Source organism: Massilimicrobiota sp. An105 (assembly GCF_002161155.1).
Classification (GTDB): Bacteria; Bacillota_I; Bacilli_A; order Erysipelotrichales; family Coprobacillaceae; genus Allocoprobacillus; species Allocoprobacillus merdigallinarum.
Map to the genome: position 1 here is coordinate 1 of NZ_NFLY01000020.1, position 21462 is coordinate 21462.

Sequence of the window (21462 nt, forward strand, 5' to 3'; positions counted from 1 at the left end):
GACGGAAGAATGACATCCCGTACAAAGAAAGATGCATCTACACATCAAAATATCTCAGAAGTCAAACCATTAACGCCAGAAGAAGTTGATGAAATGCTTCTCCATGATGACACATATGAATCAGATAAGGTACTTATGAAATGTGACAGATGCGGATGTGAAATGGAACTTGACGGATACATATTAAGTGAAATAGCGGAGACTGATGGAGATGATGAACTGTCATGCATCTGCATGAAATGTGGAAAAGGAACAATGCACCAGGTCAAGAAATGATATATCTGGTTACGTTTTTGCATGCAGAAAAATAGAGTAATGCTGGTGCATTACTTTTTATTTTGCTCATTGTTAATATTTGCTTTAAGCATTTATCAACCAAACGAAACCAAATTCCTATAATATAAAAAAGCATCACTTTGAAAGTGATACTTTTCTCATGAATAGAAATTGATTGAAAATTTATTTAACAGTGATTAATTGTAAGTAGCTTGTTGTTCCACGAACACCAGGAGTTCCTCCAGTAACAAGGATTGTTTCCCCAGCATTAACACCGTTTTCTTTTGCAATAACTTCAGCTAAGTTTAATAAACCTTCTGTTGTATCCATGTGTTTACATATGACAGATTTAACACCCCAGTTAATTGCTAATTTCTTAGTTGTTTTTTCATATGGAGTTGCCGCAATGATTGGACATTCTGGTCTATATCTAGACATTTTCTTTGCTGTAAATCCAGATTCTGTAAATGCAACGATGGCAGCAACATTGAATTTTGTTGCAATTTCAGCTACTGACATACAGATAGCTTCAGAAGGATCATCAGATGCAGTTCTGACAGCTTTTCTATGTAATGAAGCATAATCTAATGTAGATTCTGTTTTAATTGCAATTTTGTTCATAACCATAACAGCTTCTTCTGGATATTTACCTTGTGCAGATTCACCAGATAACATAATAGCATCAGTACCATCATAAATAGCGTTTGCAACGTCGCTGACTTCAGCACGAGTTGGTCTTGGATTTTCTTGCATAGATTCAAGCATTTGTGTTGCAGTAATAACAATTTTACCAGCTGCTTTACATTTTTTGATTAATTCTTTTTGAATTAATGGTACATCTTCAGCAGGAACTTCAACACCTAAATCCCCACGAGCAACCATGATACCATCAGCAACTTTGATAATATCATCCATTTTTTCAACACCTTCGCTATTTTCAATTTTAGCGATGATTTGAATATCAGGTTTTCCATTTTCAACTAATACTTTTTTAACATCTAAAACGTCTTGAGGACGACGCACAAATGATGCAGCGATGTAATCTACATCTTGTTGACATCCGAATTCTAAGTCAGCTCTATCTTTTTCAGAAATGAAATCAAATCCAAGTTCGATACCAGGAACATTGATTCCACGTTTATTTTTGACTTTACCATCATTTGCACAAACACAAACGATATCAGTTCCTTCAACATGGTCAACTAATAATTCAACTTGACCATCGTTCACTAAGATAAATCCACCAGGTTTAACATCTTTGTATAAATCTTTATAAGTGATTGTGAAACGATCTGCAGTCCCTACGATATCTTCCACACAGATTGTAGACACTTGTCCTTTTTTAAATTCAGTAAATCCACCTTCAAAATCACCAGTTCTAATTTCAGGCCCTTTTGTATCTAATAAAATAGCACAGTTTGTCCCAAGTTCAGCATTGACATCACGCATTGTTTGCATTTTTTTACCATGTTCTTCATAATCACCATGAGAGAAGTTACAACGCATAACATTCATACCAGCTAAAACTAATTTTTTTAACATTTTTGGATCTTCAGATGCAGGTCCAATTGTACAAATAATCTTTGTTTTCTTCATCTTATCTTTCATTCTCAATTAATCTCCTATAGCTTAGTTTATATTTAACGAAGTTTTAATACATCTTCGTAAATACCTTGATTGACTTGACGTTTATGTCCTAAGACTTCTTGAATTGGTAGTCCAACAATTTCACCTTTAACATCACTGATGCAAAGACCACCTTTACCTTCTTCTAATAATTCAACAGCTTTGATTCCCATACGAGTAGCTAAAACACGATCTCTAGCAGATGGACGTCCACCTCTTTGCATATGTCCTAAAACATTAGCACGTGTTTCAAAACCAGTTGCTTCTTCAACACGTTTTGCAAGTTCATGAACATCAGTAATATGTTCAGTAATAACAACCAAAGCATGTTTTTTATCAGAAGCTTTTGAACGTTTTAAAGTTTCAATGACTTCTTCTTCATCAAAACCACTTTCGCTTGTCACAATCATTTCTGCTCCACAGGCAAGTCCTGCATGAACAGCCAAGTCACCACATCTTCTTCCCATAACTTCAAGAATTGTACATCTTTGATGTGAACTTGATGTATCTCTTAATTTATCTAAAGCATCTACAATTGTATTTAAAGCTGTATCAAATCCAATTGTAAAATCAGTATCAGGAATATCATTATCTATTGTTCCAGGAATACCAATACAGTTGATTCCCATTTCGGTTAATTTTAAAGCTCCATTATAGCTTCCATCTCCCCCAATAACAACCAAAGCTTCCATTCCAACTTTTTTCATTTGTTCAATGGCTTCTTCTCTGACTTTAGGGTCTTTAAATTCAGGAAAACGTGCAGATTTTAAGAATGTTCCCCCAATGTTAATAATATTACGTGTACTATGCCTATCGAATTCAATAAATTCACCATCATGAAGTCCTTTATATCCTAATCGCACCCCATAAATTTTAATTCCCTTGTTTAAACAAGTTCTTGTTACAGCACGGATAGCTGCGTTCATTCCTGGCGCATCTCCACCAGAAGTTAATACTCCAATGCATTTCACCATAACTACTCTCCTCTCGCTTTTTTCGTTATTATTTTATCATAAAATGACGTTGTATTCTATACTTTCGAGTACATTCTATATCGTCATTTTGGTTCAGTCAAGCATTATTTCAATGCTTAACGCTTTCAATTTTGAAATAATTGTATTTGCACGAATTTCATCACCTTTTTTTAGAGTATAGACTTTTTTTAATTCATTATAACCATACATGCTTGTAAAAAAAGTGGGTAAATGATTCAATAAACGATAAGATAAAATGGTTAATAGAATTTCATCACGTGACCACGCTGTGATATTTTCTTCACCTAATTCATCCAACAGTAAATAATCAACCTTTAACAACTTATCCATAGCGTATTCATTATCACCAGAAGAAAAACTCGCTTTGAGGTCAATCAGATAAGTTGGAAAATGAATAAATCCAATCTGTTTATCTTTTTTAGCTAAACTATTCATCAAACCAGCCAATAATGTTGTCTTTCCACTTCCCATTGGACCATGTAAGAAAAGTCCTTGTGAAGTGGGTGTCTGTGAATACTTAAGAATATGTCCTAAAGCATTTTGATGATTAGCTGAAAGTTTCGCCGCATTTTCAACAATCTTGAGTGAAGACAAATCTGTCAGCATTAAATCTTCACTAACATTGCTCATCACAAAGTGATCAAGAAGTTTTCTCTTCTTTTCCATTTCTTTACCAAAAGGACAGCTTTGCAGTTCTAAAACAATTTCACCCTCATAATATTTTAATATTTTTTGCATACCTATGGTATCTTTAGGACACTGATTTAAAGATTGACATGACTGACAAACATGAAAATCATCATTATAATCTAAAAATTCTACCCAGTAATCATCCATAACAGATGGATCTAAATGATTCTGTTTTAAAAAAGCTTGGATATTTTGTTCTTTTAATAATGCATACTGGCTTTCTTTTTTTAACTTTTCAATATCATCTTTGACGATCATATCAGATATTTTGATCATAATTGTCCCTCCTTCAATTGATTAAGTAAGTCCATCAGTTCTTGTGATGACACTTGACTTTGTGATGAAGATGATGAAACCTCTTCTTCTTTGGATTGTTCTGGTGTGGATTGATTCATCAATTCACGATAGGCATCCATAGCCGTCTGAATATTCTTACGGGCCCATGAAGCACCAATCGCTTCACAATAACGTTTTGACAAACGATTATTATTCTTACCTAAGACATATTCAATCAAAACATTCACCACAGCAGGTTTTAAACCTAATTGAACCATTAACGTTTCCACAATCATTAAATCATGATAGACAGGTTCTTTGCCTCCCTGTTTATCTTTTAAAAGTTCATAAGGTGTTAAGGAATCTAAATATTTCATATGTAAAACAAGTGGTGATGAAGTCTGATCTGATGTTTGAAACTGGATAGGCTGCTTATGATAAACTTCCTGCAGTTGAGATGTTTGAGATACATCAAAATATTTTTGAATTGCCTGCTTCATACGACTGCGATTGATTCCCTGTGATTCCATAGCATCTTTCATAATGCCTGCCAATGTTAAAGCATCAACATGATAAACATAAGCCAGTTCTGTCGCATAATTCAAATCATCCTGACTCAGTAAAGAACGATTCACCTGATAATCTGCTAAACTCTGATACAATAAATCATAATCATAATCTATTTTGACATCCTGTGTTGTTTGATGGATCAAATCTTCATTGTATTTTAAAAGACGTGTTTTTTGGGGAGAATGCTGGATAGTAAAAACATCTTGAAATCTTGCTGTAATATCTTCATAACCATCTAGATTTTCTAAAGAAATCTTAAAATATTGCACTGTTTTTTGAAAATCCTCTTCAGATAAAGATAACTGTAATAATGAAGATAAAATCTGATTTTTAAAGAATGCTTTTAAAGATAGAGGGGCATAAAGGCGATAAATATATTGGGTTATATCATTTTCATGTTTGACATAGGTTTTCACCAATCCTATTGCTTCTAAACTACGTAAAGCTTTTTCCATATCCATAACACTCATTGACATATAAGATGTTAAACGTGAAAGTGGACAAGGTGCAATAAAACGGCGCATACGTTTTCCTTCCATGACAAGCATCATATACAAATGCATTGCCTCCATGCCAATCAAAGGCTGATACAGATAATATAATGTATCTATTTGCACGTCATCAAGCGGATAACGCATTTCTACACGATATAAATCAGTCACATACAGTTTCATCTTTTAAATCCTTTAATGCCCTTTCTATATTTTGATATAACTCTTCAAAACCATAACGATTATCAATGATATAATCTCCCATGTCTTTTTTTCTTTCGATAGATATTTGTTGACTCATTAAATGTTGAGCCTGTGTTTCATCAATATGATTGCGTGCCATCAGACGTTTCATTTGAGTCATTTCATCAACATAAACAACAATGACACTATCACACATTTCATCCATATGCGTTTCATATAATAATGGTACATCTAAAAAGATCAGCGGTTCTTGAGAAGTCTCAATTCCCTCCTGTAATGTTGTTTTCACATAAGGGTGAATAATACTTTCTAATAAAGCTTTCTTTTTGGCATCATGAAAAACAATCTGTCCCAGCTTTTGGCGACTGATATTTCCATTTTCATCTAAACAGTCAAAGTGAGCAATGATCTGATGATAACATCCACTGTTCTTTTCTAAAGCCTGATGTGAAATCTCATCAGCATCCAAAACACAATAACCATGTGTTCTTAAATATTGTGTCACACTGCTTTTTCCCACTGCAATTGACCCCGTAATTCCAATGACTCGACTCATTTTTCACACCCCTTAATAACGTTTCTTTTGACATTGTGGACAAAAATAAGTGCCACGCTGATGAACCATGACTTTTTTAATATCATGATGACAGACTGGACAAACCTTTTGTCCATGAACTTTAAGCTGAACCTGAAACAGACCATGTATACCATTAGCATCAAAGGAATGAATCGTTGTGCCACCCTGTTCAATGGCACTTTGCAATACCATAATCGCAACCTTTCTTAATTCATCTACTCTTTTTCGAGATAAACGAGAAGCTTTGGTACGTGGATCGATATGCATATAAAAACATATCTCATTGGCATAAATATTTCCTATCCCACACATTATACTTTGATCAAGCAAGGCTGTTTTAATAGGCAAAGAACAATGATGCAAACGTTCATATAAAGCCTCTGTTGTGATTTCAAAAGGTTCTGGACCTAATTTCTTTAAAGGTAACTGTTCACGATAGTCATCCAGACTCACCAGTTCCATACGTCCAAACTTTCTTGTATCTATATATCTTAAATCCTGATGCCTATCCATATGAAAAACAACATGTGTATGTTTACTGACAGGCTCATCACTTTCAACAATATGGAATTTTCCTTCCATACGCAAATGAGAAACAAATGCATGATTTTGACATTTAAAAATCATATATTTTCCAACACGATCAATATCGCAAAAGATTTCATGTTGAAGACTTTTGACAAATAATTGTGTATCTCCCTGAATGATACGATCATAATAAACATCAATGCCTAAAATAGGGCGTTCTAAAATAAAATTCTTTAAAGTACGCCTGACGGTTTCTACTTCTGGTAATTCTGGCATATAATCCTTATTTTAAATCATACCAGTTGGTCGCATAAGTTCCATCTACTTTTAATGGAACTTCCATTTGGAAGGCATTTTCCATAGCTGATTTGATAATCGTCATCATTTCATCCAATTCTTCTTTATAAACATCAAAAATCAATTCATCGTGCACCTGTAAAATCATTTGTGATTTCATTTTCTTTTCTTTCATTAAACGATCTACCTGAATCATCGCAAGTTTTAAAATATCAGCACCGCTTCCCTGAATTGGAGAATTCATCGCAAAACGTTTTGCCTGTTCACGCACCATAAAATTCTTATCATTAATAGTAGGAATGTAACGTTTACGGTTCAATACTGTAGATACATAACCATTTTTTTTACAGTCTTCTACAACACGATGCATATATTGTTGAATTTCAGGATATTCTTCAAAATAGCGACGAATGAATTCTTTAGCTTCAGATAATGTCACACCAATCTGTTTAGATAAACGGAATTCTCCCATACCATAAATGATTCCAAAGTTAACGGCTTTCGCCTGACGACGCATTTGTGGTGTGACATCCTCATCTTTAACTTTAAAAACCAGTGCCGCTGTATGTGTATGGATATCTTTATTTTGATGGAAAGCATCAATCAATGATTTCACTTGAGCCAAATGTGCTAAAATACGCAATTCAATCTGTGAATAATCAAAAGATATTAAATAATCATGACTCGCTACAAAAGCCTGTCGAATCAGTTTTCCTTCTTCTTGGCGAACAGGAATATTTTGCAAGTTAGGATCAATAGATGATAAACGTCCTGTCTGTGTTAAAGCCTGATTAAAAATGGTATGAATTTTACCATCAGGAAAGACTTGTTCCTGTAATCCTTTGACATATGTAGATGATAACTTTGTCAACATACGATATTGTTGAATCAAAGGCACAATAGGATGTAAGTCTTCAATCTTTTCTAAGATATCCTGTGATGTAGAATATCCACTCTTTGTTTTTTTACCATTCGGTAAACCTAATTTATGAAATAAAATATCACCTAACTGTTTAGGAGAAGCAATATTGAATTTTTCACCAGCCAGCATATAAATATCTTCTTCAATTTCTTTAATCTGCTGATCAAAATTCTGTTCCAGTTTCTTCAAGACATCAACATCTATCTTAGCTCCAACATATTCCATTTGAGCCAAAATATAAGTCACTGGTAATTCTAGATTCTGATACAAATCATACTGTTCTTCCTGTTTTAGTTTTTCAATGGCCTGATCTTTTAAATCATAGATAGCCTTCGCTTTAGAAATGGTATGTTTGGCTAATAAATCTAATTCAGGAATATGTTTCTTTGTGTTCTTTCCAAAAACCTCTTCTTCATATTGTAGAGATGTATAACCATAATAATCTCCAATATATTTCATTTCATCTTTTAAACTTGGATTTAAAATATAAGAGGCTAATTGTAAATCAAAGTCCATACCTTTGATTTCAATGCCATTCCATTTGGCTGATAAAATTTGAGCTTTGATATTATAACTGTATTTATGATAATGTTCATCTTTTAAATAGTCTAAAAACTGCTGATCTTTGAGAGCATCTTCAAAAGTAATAAAATAAGCCTGATGTGCATTATATAAAGCATATCCTAAAACAATGGATTTATGATAGTTTTGATCATAAATAGCCCCTAAAACACTACTGTCTTCTTGAATCGGTGGCATTTTTTGAACAACTTCATATTGAAAATCCGTTTTTGATGTTGGACGTGATTCAACAGAAATCTTTTTCAATAATGAATTCATATCATAATGTGTATAAAAAGCCTTGAGCTTTTCAAAATCATATCCATCATAACGGGCCTGATTTAAATCCAATGTCATAGGAACATCTCTTAAAATCGTAGCTATTTTTTTAGACTGAAGTCCAATATCAATATTTTCACGAATCTTTTCACCCATTTTTCCTTTGATTTCATGCATATGTTCCTTTAAGTTTTCAACCGTTCCATACTCATGAAGCAATTTTAAAGCTGTTTTTTCACCTACACCTTTAATTCCAGGAATATTATCAGCACTATCTCCCATAAGTCCTAGAAAATCACGAATCTGATCAGGAACCAACCCATATTTTTCCTGAATCGTTTCAGGTGTATAAACATCAAGCTGAGTGACACCTTTCACAGTACGATAAACTGTTGTCTGCTTAGAAACAAGCTGAAAAGCATCTTTGTCTCCTGTAAAAATAGACACGCTTAAACCTTGTTCTTCCCCTAGCCTTGATAATGTGCCAATTAAATCATCACCTTCATATCCCTCTAATTCATAATAAGGAATAGAATAAGCATCTAGAAATTCTCTGACCATCGCAAACTGACATTTTAATTCATCAGGCGTCTCTTTTCTTGTGGCTTTGTATTGTTCCAATAAATCATTTCTAAATGTCTTTTTACCATAATCAAATGCCACAACAATATAGGCACTTTCACGTTCTAATATCTTTTGTAACATATTCGCAAAGCCAAAGACTGCATTGGTTGGTATCCCATCTTTATTCACCATTAAATTTCCCATTGATGCTGTTGCATAATAAGCTTTAAATAACAATGAATTTCCATCAATCAAAATTAATTCTTCCATATCTATTCAACAACCCTTGCCTTATCCACAATCAAAGATAATTTATCTTTCATATCTACTTTTCCCTGAATAAGACAAATATTTCCTTTCTTTAACATCATTCCTATGTTTTTATAACTTGAAGCAAAGACAACACCATCCATACTACCTGTTTCATCCATTGCTTCAATAAAACACATTTCCTGACCTTTACGATCAGTAATATTTTTAACACGTTGTAACTGCACAACCACATTAACTGTCTTTTGGATATATTCATCCAAATCAGCCACATTAACATAAGCTGTCTGAATCTTTTGTTTCATCAGTTCAATAGGATGCATCGATAAATACACACCTAATACAGCTTTTTCTCTTGCGAGTTTTTCTTCCTGCTGATCTTGATAAATCGTTAAAACTGGTTTTTCATCAATCCCCAGATTTTCTTTTAAATGTCCATAATCCCTAATTGCATCCAGATTCTTTAAAATGGTTTGACGTGACATTCCAAACTCATCCAAAGCCCCTGCATCAACCAATGATTCTAACATTTTTTTAGATAAATGTGAATTTTCCATACGCATCATAAAATCATAAATATCTAAAAACAATCCTTTTTCACGTTCTTCAACGATAGCTTTATAACCCGCATATCCAACATTTTTAATGGCTAATAAAGAATAGCGAATATGCCCATCTTCCACCATAAAACGAGCCTGAGAATAATTGACTGACGGTGGTAAAATCTGGACATGGTAAGCTTTACACTCCTGAATACAATGCACCTTTGTATTTTCACTTGATAATTCATTAGATAAGATCGATGCAAAAAAGTAAAGTGGATAATTGGCTTTTAAATATGCCAACTGATAAGCCACGTATCCATAAGCCACACTATGTGACTTATTAAATCCATAATCGGCAAACTTTTCAATCAGGCCAAAAACTTCAATAGCTTTTTCCTGAGTGAAACCATGATCTAAACAACCTTGAATAAATTCTTCTTTCATGGACTGCATCAGCTGTGTTTCTTTTTTAGATGTTGCCTTTCTCAGTATATCAGCTTTCATAAGTGAAAAACCTGCCATTTTTTGGGCAACCTGCATCATTTGTTCCTGATAAACCATGATGCCATAAGTCGATTTTAAAATAGGTTCTAACTCCTTTAAAGGATATGTAATCTTTTCTTGATGACTGCGACGTTTTAAATAAGTCGGAATATTTTCCATAGGTCCTGGTCTAAACAAGGCAATAGCTGCCACAATATCATCAAAACAGTAAGGTTTCATCTGTCTTAACAAATGACGCATCCCATAAGATTCTAACTGAAAGACACCAAAAGTATCTGCTTTGGAAATCAGACGATATGTCTTTTCATCATCTAATGGCAATTGATTCAACGCAATAGAAACCCCTTCATTGTGTTCAATATCTTTACAAATATAATCCAACATTGTGAGATTTTTAAGAGCTAGAAAATCCATTTTCAGAAAACCAGCTGTTTCAATATAATCTTTAGAATATTGACTCATTAATGTTGAAGTTGGTCCTACAACTAATGGCACAACTTCATGTAAAGCACGTCTAGATAAAATAACTCCCGCCGCATGTGTTGATACATTACGTGGTAAATGCTCAATAATACTCGTTGCTCCAACGATTTTTTTAAGACGTGGATCTTGATTGATCAGAGATTGAAACTGAGCAGAAGTCTGATACATCTGCGTAATCGTTTTTTTGTTTTTAGGAGAAGTCGGTATCATCTTGGCAATTAATTCTAATCGTGCAAGTGGAATTCCCATGACTTTTCCCATTTCTTTGATTGCTACACGAGGTCCATAAGTATTAAAAGTGACAATCTGTGCGGCATGATCCTGACCATATTTATCAATGACATAACGAATCACTTCATCACGACGATCATCCTGAAAATCAATATCAATATCAGGCATAGAAACACGACCAGGATTTAAAAAACGCTCAAACAACAAATCATAACGTAATGGATCAATATTGGTAATTCCTAAAACATAGGCAACCAGACTTCCAGCCGCACTCCCTCTTCCAGGTCCGACTTGAATTTTATGCACTTTTGCCCAGCGAACATAATCCCAGACAATTAAAAAATAATCATCAAATCCCATTTCATGAATCACATTCAATTCATATTGTAGACGTTTTTTATAAGTGACGGGAATGTCCTGATAACCAAAGCGTTTCTTTAATCCAACCTTACATAAACTTCTTAAATAATCAACAGCTTTTCCCTGATGTGGAACAGGATATGTTGGTAAATATTTTTCATGTAAAGGCACTGTCGCTTTACATGTCACTAATACTTTTCTTGTTTCTTCAATAATCTCTGATGAAAATAACTGTTCCATTTCAGCTTCACTTTTTAAATATTTTTCTTGCGTCAATGGCTCATATTGCACATCTAAGACCGTTCCACTTAAAGAAGCCTGCATCAAATCAACAGCCAAAGCATCCTGTTTTTTTAAATAGCGCACTTCATTAGAACAAATCACTTTGACTTTGACATAACGAGCCAAAGATATGATTCTTTGATTGCGTTGTTCCTGAAATTTTAAATGATGATTTTGTAACATGATATAATAATGATCATGAAAAAGTTCTTGAAATAAACGCATATATTTAATGGCTTCATCTTCCATTTCCTTTGCGACATGACGTTCAATAATGCCATCTTCCAAACCAGAAATGATATAAAGATGTTCATGATACAAAGCCAGTTTATTTAAGGCAATGGCTCGATCTTGACTTAAGTTAATCTCACAGCAGATTTGAACCAGATCAAAATAACCCTGATCATCAATAGCCAAAAGAATAAACGGATAAATATTCCCATCAATCAAGACACTGGCTTCCATGCCCAAAATAGGTTTAATATTATTTTTTAAACATGTTTCACTAAATTCTATTGTCGCAAACATATTATTTTTATCTGTTAAGGCTAAGGCATCTAAATGTTTCTCTTTTGCAGCCATAACCAAATCTTCAATTAAAATTGTACTTTGCTGAAAACTATAACCACTATAAATCTGCAAATGACCAAACATCATAACCGCCTCCTTTATGCTACATTATAACAAAAAAAATCATTATAAGATACAATGAAACGAGAAAAGAATTAACATAATCGCAATATACAGACAAAACACAACATAAATCAAATCTAAAAAATAAAAACTTTCAATACTTAAAACCCATAAACGATAAAAATATAAACCAATTAAATAAAAATGATATTGAAGTTGTATAACTTTAAACCATCTTTGATTAATTATAATAATGATACTCAACAAAACAGCTAAAAAATGAAATGGAATCATCCATTGAAAACATACCAGTTGTAATATTAAAAGAATTCCACATAACAGTTGCATTTTTTTCATTCTACGTATCATCATAGACATCACCTAATCTATCATATGTAGACAACAACTAAAAAAGACAAAAAAAGTAGAACATTGTTTTGTTCTACTGAGCTTGTTTTAATGCTTTTGCAAGCTGATCTGGACAAGATGTTGATTTCGCACCACAGCGAATACCTTCTAATCTAGCAATAGCTTCTTCTTTACTCATCCCTTCAACAAGTCTGGCTACTCCCTGTGTATTTCCTGAACAGCCACCAATAAATTTCACATGTGTTACTTTACCATCTTCAATATCAAAATCAATTCGTGATGAACATGTTCCTTTGGTTTTATAACTTTGCATACTTTTCCTCCTATTTCAATCTTGATTTTTCTATCACATAAATATTTTCATTATCTTTTAAACCATCTGACATTCTGATTTGACCATCTTCTAATAGCCAGATTGCTTCTACGCCATCCAATGAATTAATCAATTTCAATCCATCTTCATAACTCATCAAGAAGACAGCTGAACTCAAGAAATCAGCCAAGCCACTATCTTCTGTAATGATACTGACACTTCTAAAATAAACAGCTGGATATAAAGTATCTGGATCAATCAAATGATGATATCTGATGCCATTATCATCCTGATAGAATCTTTGATAGTCTCCACTTGTGACAATTGATTCTCCCTGAACAACTAAAACAGCTTCATTTTCACTGTCAGGATCATCTGCACTTGCTGAATAATTGCCATCTTGAGGCGATTCAATACCGACACAGAATTTATCGGCACATTCATCAAGATAAAAATCTCCTTCTTTTTGAATTTTTCTTTGACCATGGCTGGCCACATTGCCACCACCACTCAATAAGAAATTATCAACACCTTTTTCAATCAGACCATCTTTAATTAATTCAATCGCATAACCCTTAGCAGTGGCCCCTACATCAATTGAAACTTCAGGATCATCAATATAGACAGTCTTTTGCTTTTCATCAATTTGAATACTATCAATACTTGTATGTAAATTAGCTTTTTCTAATTCTTCGCTATCTGGCACTTCACCAACACCACCATTAGCTTCAGCCTTATCACGGTAATCATGCCAAATATTAATAACACTTCCAAAAGCGACATTCACTTTAGAAGAAATCGTTTTATTTCTTTCAATACTTAGTGTCAATAAATCAATTAATGGCTGATCAACCGCAATGGCCTTTTGACCTGCATTATCATTAATTGTTTTGAGATTATTCATATTATCATATGTGTTATACTTGTCAAACAGATGATCATAATAATTCAACTGTTCTTCAATATAATCACATTGTTCATTAAATTCTTCTTCATTATTGGCATAAGACATATAAGTCGTAATGGTATCAAATGGTCCCGTAAAATGATGACTCATTAATTCATATTTTTTTTCACATCCAACGACCAAACTCATCATTGATAAAGCCAATAAGCTTAATATTCCTTTTTTCAATTTCATCACCAGTGTTCATTATAGCAATAAACATAAAAAAAAACCACAAAAAAAGTCATGATTTTTATTTCATGACTTTTCCTTCATTTTACTGTAAAGTTTCTCCAGCTTCTGCCATCGCAGCTTGAATATCATCAATAACGATTGTACATCCAGCAGCTAAATCAGAACCAGTATTTGCAGCTTTTCCACCATGGAAATCCATAGTTTCAACATTAGCAACTTCTTCTAATGTTTTTCCATTAGCCCATACTTTATATGCATCAATTTGTTCATTCCATTCTTTACCGATTGGAGATTTACCTTTCATACCATATTTTTCTTTCTTTTCATATTTAGATAAAAGATTATCTCCTGTTGCTTCTGTATCTTGTTGTGCACAATCTACCCAAGACCAAACGATTTTACCATCTTTATCTACTGCAACAGAAGCAGTTGTTGTGTTAACTTTTCCATCAGAAATAGTTGTAACTTCTCCAGCTCCCATTTTATCTGCACTAACATCTGTCATATTTTCTCCAGCTTTAGCAACTGCAGCTTGAATATCATCAATAACGATTGTACATCCAGCAGCTAATTCAGAACCAGTTTTTGCAGCTTTTCCACCATGGAAATCCATAGTTTCAACATTAGCAATTTCTTCTAATGTTTTTCCAGTAGCCCATACTTTATATGCATCGATTTGTTCATTCCATTCTTTACCGATTGGAGATTTACCTTTCATACCATATTTTTCTTTCTTTTCATATTTAGATAAAAGATTATCCCCTGTTGCTTCTGTATCTTGTTGTGCACAGTCAACATCGATATAGTTTACTTTACCGTCTTTATCTAATCCGACAGTAGCCATAGTAGTATTTACCTTTCCATCAGAAATAGTAGTTACCATACCAAATCCTGCTTTTGCATATTTAGCGCCTTCTTCCCCGCTAGTAGTTGTTTCGTTTTTCTTACCGCATCCAACTAAAACAGTAGCCACTAAAGCAGATGCAGCTAAAACTTTTAATAATTTGTTCATAAAAAAATTCTCCTTCCCATTCCTTTTTTGAACTACATATATTATATCTTGAAAGCGTTTATATATCAAGTTTTTTTCGCTGTTTTCCCACTTATTTTTAGGTTCAAAACAAATAGAAAATACAAATTATTTTGAATTCATCAATGATTTTGTGAAAAAATTCATAAGAAAAAAAGAATAAATTTCTAGAATTTATTCTCGTTTTCCTGAATACATTTTTCAACTCTTGATTGAACCATATGAGCGACTTCTGTACTATTCATATCTTTATATTCACCATAATAGATAGGTGGTAGATAATGAATCTGAGCATCTACTTTTTCAATAGAGTTATTATCAAACACCTTATAACAATCAATTAATGCGACTGGCACAATTGGTTTTTTTGCATCCATAACAGATTTAAAAGTTCCACCTTTAAATTCAAGCATTTTGTTTTGTTGACGACATCTTGTTCCCTCAGGAAAAATAACATAGCTTGTACCAGCAGCCATATCTTTTGAAGCTTGTCTAATGACTTTGACTGAAGCACGAATATTTTCACGATCAATGGCTAAAGCATCAACCATATGTAATACATTTTTTAATACAAAGACATGCATTAATTCTTTTTTCACAATGAATTTAAAAGGTTTATCATGTGTTCCAAATAAAATCAAGGCATCAAATAATCCCTGATGATTAGGAGCCATTAAATAACCCTGTTCTTCAGGTAAATTCTCTTTACCATAACAATGAATCTGAACTCTTGATTTTTGATTGACTTTTCTAACCAATTCTTGAATAAAATAGAATCTTTGTGCAAAACTGATATTCTCTTTATTTTTATTATAACGATGAATAGTTAATAACCATCCAGGTATTCTGTATAATAATCTAAAGATTAAAAATATAATTCTTTTCATTGGGCACCTCTTTGATAAATTTCCAAATCAAATGTTTCAAATGGTTTAACTTCCTTTAAAACAAAACCATAACCATCAAAATCCGGAAAATAAGTTTCTCCATCATGTGTTCCTTTAATTCTAGAAATCAACAATTGGTCAACATAAGGTAAAGACTGCTTATAGATGGAAGCCCCACCAGAAATAAATAAATCTTTTCCACTCTCTTTATATTCCTGAATCACTTCTTCTAATGATGTTCTCACTTCTACACGATCATCTTCAAATGGTTCAAAGCTCACAACAATAGTATGACGATGAGGTAATGGTCTACCAATAGCCTGATATGTTGTATAACCCATTAAAATAGTCTGATGAATGGTTGTTTCTTTAAAATGCTTTAAATCTTCTTTGTTGTTCCATGGCATTCCATTAGATGAATCCTTCTTTCCAATCAAACGATTATCATCCATAGCCACAATAATACTAATCATTAGACACTCACCTTCCCATATAATCTTCCATGACTTTGATAATTTTCAATATGTATATCATCAATTGTAAAATCAAATAAAGACTTCACTTCAGGATTTAACTTTAATTGACATAATGGAAGTGGTGTTCTAGAAATTTGTTCTTTCACAACATCAAAATGATCTTTATAAATATGGGCATCCCCAATGGTATGAATAAATTCTTTGGCTTCATATCCACATACCTGCGCTAACATAGCTGTCATTAAAGCATAAGATGCTATATTAAAAGGAACACCTAAAAATGTATCAGCGCTTCTTTGATATAACTGACAAGATAAATATTTGCGATCAGCTGACACATAAAACTGTAAAAAAGCATGACATGGTGGTAAAGCCATCTGATCCACTTCAACTGGATTCCATGCACTCACAATATGTCTTCTTGAAAAAGGATTATTTTTTAAACCATCAATTAAAATAGATAACTGATCAACCCCTTGTTCATTAAAATTACGCCATTGTCTACCATAGACTGGTCCTAATTCCCCATATTTTAAAACAAACGGATCATCAGCAGGTAATTCTTTTATTTTAGCAACAAATTCTTCTAAACTCTCACCATGAAAATCTTCAGATTTCTTAAAATTTTCATAAGGCCATTCATTCCATATTTTGACATTTCTATCAACTAAATACTTAATATTTGTATCTCCCTTAATAAACCATAAAAGCTCTTCTGCAATAGGTCTTAAAAACATCTTTTTTGTTGTCATCAAAGGAAAACCTTCACGTAAATCATAACGTGTCTGATAACCAAAAACACTACGTGTTCCCGTTCCTGTACGATCATCACGATCTTCCCCATGTTCTAATATATAACGACACATATCTAAATACTGTTTCACATTTTTCACCTCTTGCTTATTATAGCGAATAAAGAAACAAAAGTCATTATTTTTGTATTGCATAAATAGAAATGATATTGATAAAGTCTATTATTTTTAACCAGACTTCAATATATCGTTTATTGCACGAAAAATTCTTTTATACACATATAGCCTTGGTATCTTTTATAAAATATTTCTTCGTAAGCATATATAAAAGTAGACTCATTAATATCAATGCTCATAAAAAAAGAGATACTCAAATATATTTGAAAATCTCATTTTTAAATCGTATGTGATTATTTAATCATCGTCGTCATCGTCATCATCATGGTGTGAACATTGTATACGATAGCGCTCCATCATTTCTTTAAATATTTCCCCATTTGATGGTGGTGTATACGTCACAGCATTCGCTCCTGCTGCAATGACTTCTCTAATTGTTTCTTCATTTGGTCCACCTGTTGCGATAATTGGAAAATCTCGATCAATCTTACGTAATGCTTTAATAATTTCTACTGTCTTTTTACCACCTGATACATTAATGATACTTGCTCCTGAATGTAACATTCTTTCTTCTAATGGTTCATCAGTAGAAACAACTGTTAAAACAATAGGAATATCAATAATCTGAGATAGCTCCTGTACAAATTTTGTCTTAGTCGGTGCATTTAAGACAACAGCTGTAGCCCCATGTAATTCAGCATCTAAAGCGATTTTATTCACTCTTGGTCCTGATGTTGTTCCTCCACCCACTCCAGCAAAAACAGGTTTTTGTGCCACTTCAATAATAGCATTTGTAATCTGCATTGTAGGGGTAAATGGATAAACAGCTATCACGGCATCAGCATTGCAATTTGAAATAACTGCCACATCAGTAGAAAACACTAAAGATTTAATCCTTTTCCCATTAATTGTGATTCCCGATACATCATATATACATTGAGGAACTTTGACAATATGTCTTAACTTAGAATCAACAGTAGGTGTTATTTTTTCCATGAATCATCACCTCTATATTATTATATATTATATTTATGAATTCACTGTGAAGAAATGAAATAAAGCTCCTAATAAATTAGCTTCATTTTGATATTGACATGTGAAAACGGTTGGACGAACTTTCGCATGTGTAAAAGTCTTAAAGATTACATCTAAACGTTGGTTCACTTCATCAAGTAAATCACTTCTTGCACTAATACCGCCACCAATGACTATTTTTTGAGGGTCATAGGCATATTGTAAATTATAAATACCATTAGCTAAAATATAATAATATTGATCAACATATTTTTCATAAATAGGATCATCATGATAATGATCAAAGATGTCCTGACCATTTAATGAGGAAGCATCAATTCCTTTTGCCTTTGCGACATTTTTCACAACAGCAACTGTTGATCCCATTTCAGACCATGTATGCATTTCATGCGTATCAAAGTCAAATTGAGCAATCATATAACCAAACTCTCCACCATGTAAATGTACCCCTTTGTGAATACGGCGATTTTTGACAACGGCACCACCAATACCTGTTCCACTGACAATAAAGCAACAATCATCAACATCACTGGCAGCCCCTTTCCAGACTTCAGCCAATGCCGCACAATTGGCATCATTTTCCATTTCGACACGAACATGTAAACGACTTTCTAAATCTTCTTTAATATGTGGTCCATGAATATAATCAATAGCACTAGAACCACCAATAATTCCCTTTTCACTATCTACTGCACCTGGCATACTTAAAGCAACACCTTCTAAATTATCTTCATGAAAGAAAGCATCAACGATAACCTGGTACATCTCTTCTATTGTTGGAGGAACTTTGACTTTCTTTGTTTCATAAATTGTTCCTTCTTCATCTAATATCCCCATTTTAATGGCTGTCCCACCAACATCTACACATAAATATTTTTTCATTTCATTCACCTTTCTTATTCTTTTTACACTTTATTATACCATTAAATAAACTTCTCTGTGAATAACCAAACCAGAAATATCTTTACAGAAACGATAAAATTATCATATCCTATTTATTTGATAAATGACATCTCGATTCTAAACTTAAATTTTTCATTGATATAGATCAAACTATAGTCATGATTCATCTCACAACTACATCATTTCAATGATACCACATATCAATTTTCCTAACATTTTTATCTTCACTTTGAAATCCCCAATTCCTTATGAAAATATTGAAGAGTAGAATATTTATATTTTCTATCAAATTGTTTGATATGTAATAGTATATAACCATTAACATATTCTACATAACCATACATTTTGAATATCTTCCTTTTTCTAAAAATTAAGAGGAACCTGTTACAGATTCCTCTATCTTGCATCCTTGAGCCATTTTTTATTTTACCGATGTGTCTTTGCTCTCACACATCATCATCGTTCGGTCATTTTTTATTTTACCGACGAGTCAGAACCGTCACTCGTCATCATAGGATGCCTTGATATTGAACACCTCATTATGAATATGCACCAAATATGCATTTATATTATACATATTCAAATAAAAAAATCTATAATTTTCAATGTTAAAATTAGCCAGAGTAGAAATGATAAAGAAAAGAATTATAGCTTGTCAATGACTATAATTCTTTTAATTTCAATATTATTTTTGTACATATCTCTTCTAATGTTCCATCATTATTAACATGATAATCACAGGCCTTTAAATAAAGAGGATGTCTTTTTTGATAGAGCTCATAAAGTCTTTGAGCCCCATCTTTCAATAAAGGACGTGATGAAGTGTCTATATCTTCTAATATCAAGGGGATGGGTCTATCAACATAGATAATATAACCATTTTGACGAAGCGCCTTGATATTATCGCATCTTTCAACGACACCTCCACCCGTTGAAATAATCATGTTTTCCATTTTAGAAACATCCAAACAACATTCTGTTTCTTTTTGTCTAAAATAATCTTCAGATATATCAAACATTTCAGAAATACGCATCTGATATTTATCTTCAATATATATATCCATATCAATCCAATTCATTTTTAACTGATCTTTTAACAAACGTGCAATTGTCGTTTTTCCACATCCCATCATACCAATCAAGATAATATTTTTTTTACTTTTTAACATAATTTCCTAATACTCTCATTGTTTTGGTATGAGCTTTCATATCTTCCAAAGCCTGTATCATCGCCACATCTTTTAAACTTCCTTCTAAATCTACATAAAAATAATATTCCCAAGGTGTTTCTAACAATGGACGTGATTCAATACGTAACATATTAATCGCATAATCATAAATAATCTTCATGACCTGATATAATGCGCCGACTTGATGTGGTAAGGTAAAAACAATACTGATACATGAAGCATCTTCTACAACTTCTAATTGTTTACCAAAAATAATAAAACGAGTGGCATTGTTTTGAATATTTTGAATATTATCTTGAAGAATATCTAAATCATATAATTGAGCTGCCTGAGAAGAGGCTATGGCTCCAATATGAGGATTCTGTAATGTTGAGACATACTTGGCTGCCATCGCTGTATTTTCATATTCGTGAGGTTGAATATGATGTTTTTCTAAAAACAGAGATGTCTGTAATAAACCTTGAGGATGTGAATAAACCTCTTGAATATCTTCAAGCTTAGCCCCTTTGATGCCTAATAAATGTTGTGAAACAGAAAGACTTTGTTCACCAACAATATAAAATCCATAATCTCTAATCGCATCATAATTATCATTAATAGCTCCAGTAGATGAATTTTCCAAAGGAACAATACCATAATCTATTTCATCACGTTTTAAAGCTTCAAAAACATCTTTAAAATGTGTATATTGTTGTCTTTGGGTTTGTTTACCAAAATAAGTATCTAATGCTTTTTGTGAAAAAGAACCTGGTACACCCTGAAATCCAACTGTAATATTATTGACCTTGGGCAAAGCATAAGTCAAGGTTTGAGGATGTGGTAAAAATGTTGTCTGATATGACTTTGAAATATTCATCATAGATGTCAGAAACAGTTTTGCATAAGAATGAAGATCTTCTGACTGGATACGTGAAATATTGTTTTGAATGACCTGAGCTTCGCGTTCACTTTGAAAAATCTCCATATGATGAGCCATCTTATACGTCACAACATCTTTTGCTACTTTCATTCTTCGTTCAAATAAAGCCATCATCTGTTCATCTATTTCATCAATTTCCTGACGACATTGTTTTAAATCCTTCATA

Annotated in this window: 20 protein-coding genes; 1 reads left to right on the top strand and 19 read right to left on the bottom strand. The window is 32.8% G+C overall.

Annotated elements, in window-relative coordinates; genetic code table 11:
* Positions 1-276, top strand: a 276-nt coding sequence (locus tag B5E48_RS13590) for a hypothetical protein (protein ID WP_158097265.1), incomplete at its 5' end; no start/stop codon positions are given.
* 183 nt (positions 277-459) lie between these two features.
* On the opposite strand, the gene pyk is transcribed toward B5E48_RS13590, so the two are convergent.
* The 19 genes from pyk to B5E48_RS07020 form a co-directional block, all read right to left on the bottom strand.
* Positions 460-1884 (bottom strand): pyruvate kinase, encoded by a 1425-nt coding sequence (gene pyk, locus B5E48_RS06930; RefSeq protein WP_087304559.1) that lies wholly within the window; start codon positions 1882-1884, stop codon positions 460-462.
* Positions 1885-1916: 32 nt separating this feature from the next.
* Positions 1917-2876, bottom strand: coding sequence for a 6-phosphofructokinase (gene pfkA, locus B5E48_RS06935; RefSeq protein WP_087304560.1), 960 nt, complete (start codon positions 2874-2876; stop codon positions 1917-1919).
* Between the two features lie 93 nt (positions 2877-2969).
* Positions 2970-3863 carry an ATP-binding protein gene (locus B5E48_RS06940; protein ID WP_087304561.1) on the bottom strand — a complete coding sequence of 298 codons (894 nt, stop codon included), beginning with the start codon at positions 3861-3863 and terminating at the stop codon, positions 2970-2972.
* Positions 3860-5107, bottom strand: a complete 1248-nt coding sequence (locus B5E48_RS06945) for a DnaD domain protein (protein ID WP_087304562.1) — start codon at positions 5105-5107, stop codon at positions 3860-3862. Before B5E48_RS06945 ends, B5E48_RS06940 begins: the two co-directional genes overlap by 4 nt.
* Positions 5088-5684: a dephospho-CoA kinase gene (coaE, locus tag B5E48_RS06950; RefSeq protein WP_087304563.1), complete on the bottom strand. Its 597-nt coding sequence runs from the start codon at positions 5682-5684 to the stop codon at positions 5088-5090. Before coaE ends, B5E48_RS06945 begins: the two co-directional genes overlap by 20 nt.
* A 12-nt stretch (positions 5685-5696) precedes the next feature.
* On the bottom strand, positions 5697-6509 hold the full coding sequence (mutM, locus tag B5E48_RS06955; RefSeq protein ID WP_087304564.1) for a DNA-formamidopyrimidine glycosylase: 813 nt from the start codon (positions 6507-6509) through the stop codon (positions 5697-5699).
* A 7-nt stretch (positions 6510-6516) separates the two neighbouring features.
* A complete protein-coding gene (gene polA, locus B5E48_RS06960) occupies positions 6517-9126 on the bottom strand; it encodes a DNA polymerase I (RefSeq protein WP_087304565.1) in 2610 nt (869 codons plus the stop codon).
* 2 nt (positions 9127-9128) lie between these two features.
* Positions 9129-12188 carry a DNA polymerase III subunit alpha gene (gene dnaE, locus B5E48_RS06965; protein WP_241146942.1) on the bottom strand — a complete coding sequence of 1020 codons (3060 nt, stop codon included), beginning with the start codon at positions 12186-12188 and terminating at the stop codon, positions 9129-9131.
* Positions 12189-12227: 39 nt separating this feature from the next.
* On the bottom strand, positions 12228-12536 hold the full coding sequence (locus tag B5E48_RS06970; protein ID WP_087243346.1) for a hypothetical protein: 309 nt from the start codon (positions 12534-12536) through the stop codon (positions 12228-12230).
* Positions 12537-12606: 70 nt separating this feature from the next.
* A complete protein-coding gene (locus tag B5E48_RS06975) occupies positions 12607-12846 on the bottom strand; it encodes a TIGR03905 family TSCPD domain-containing protein (RefSeq protein WP_087243347.1) in 240 nt (79 codons plus the stop codon).
* A 10-nt stretch (positions 12847-12856) separates the two neighbouring features.
* Complete coding sequence (locus B5E48_RS06980; protein WP_422879806.1) at positions 12857-13981, bottom strand: FAD:protein FMN transferase; 1125 nt, start codon at positions 13979-13981, stop codon at positions 12857-12859.
* Between the two features lie 88 nt (positions 13982-14069).
* A complete protein-coding gene (locus B5E48_RS06985) occupies positions 14070-14999 on the bottom strand; it encodes a hypothetical protein (RefSeq protein ID WP_087304568.1) in 930 nt (309 codons plus the stop codon).
* Between the two features lie 185 nt (positions 15000-15184).
* A complete protein-coding gene (locus B5E48_RS06990; protein ID WP_087304569.1) occupies positions 15185-15904 on the bottom strand; it encodes a lysophospholipid acyltransferase family protein in 720 nt (239 codons plus the stop codon).
* Entirely contained in the window at positions 15901-16377 is a 477-nt protein-coding gene (locus B5E48_RS06995) for a dihydrofolate reductase (protein ID WP_087243351.1), read from the bottom strand. The genes B5E48_RS06990 and B5E48_RS06995 overlap by 4 nt, the downstream gene beginning before the upstream one ends.
* A complete protein-coding gene (gene thyA / locus B5E48_RS07000; protein WP_087304570.1) occupies positions 16377-17264 on the bottom strand; it encodes a thymidylate synthase in 888 nt (295 codons plus the stop codon). Before thyA ends, B5E48_RS06995 begins: the two co-directional genes overlap by 1 nt.
* 282 nt (positions 17265-17546) lie before the next feature.
* Positions 17547-18245 (bottom strand): hydrolase, encoded by a 699-nt coding sequence (locus B5E48_RS07005; protein WP_087243353.1) that lies wholly within the window; start codon positions 18243-18245, stop codon positions 17547-17549.
* Positions 18246-18278: 33 nt separating this feature from the next.
* Positions 18279-19166 carry an ROK family protein gene (locus B5E48_RS07010; RefSeq protein ID WP_087304571.1) on the bottom strand — a complete coding sequence of 296 codons (888 nt, stop codon included), beginning with the start codon at positions 19164-19166 and terminating at the stop codon, positions 18279-18281.
* Positions 19167-19849: 683 nt separating this feature from the next.
* Positions 19850-20356, bottom strand: a complete 507-nt coding sequence (locus B5E48_RS07015; RefSeq protein ID WP_087297974.1) for a shikimate kinase — start codon at positions 20354-20356, stop codon at positions 19850-19852.
* Positions 20343-21461 carry a chorismate mutase gene (locus B5E48_RS07020; RefSeq protein WP_087304572.1) on the bottom strand — a complete coding sequence of 373 codons (1119 nt, stop codon included), beginning with the start codon at positions 21459-21461 and terminating at the stop codon, positions 20343-20345. The genes B5E48_RS07015 and B5E48_RS07020 overlap by 14 nt, the downstream gene beginning before the upstream one ends.
* Position 21462 lies beyond the last annotated feature (1 nt).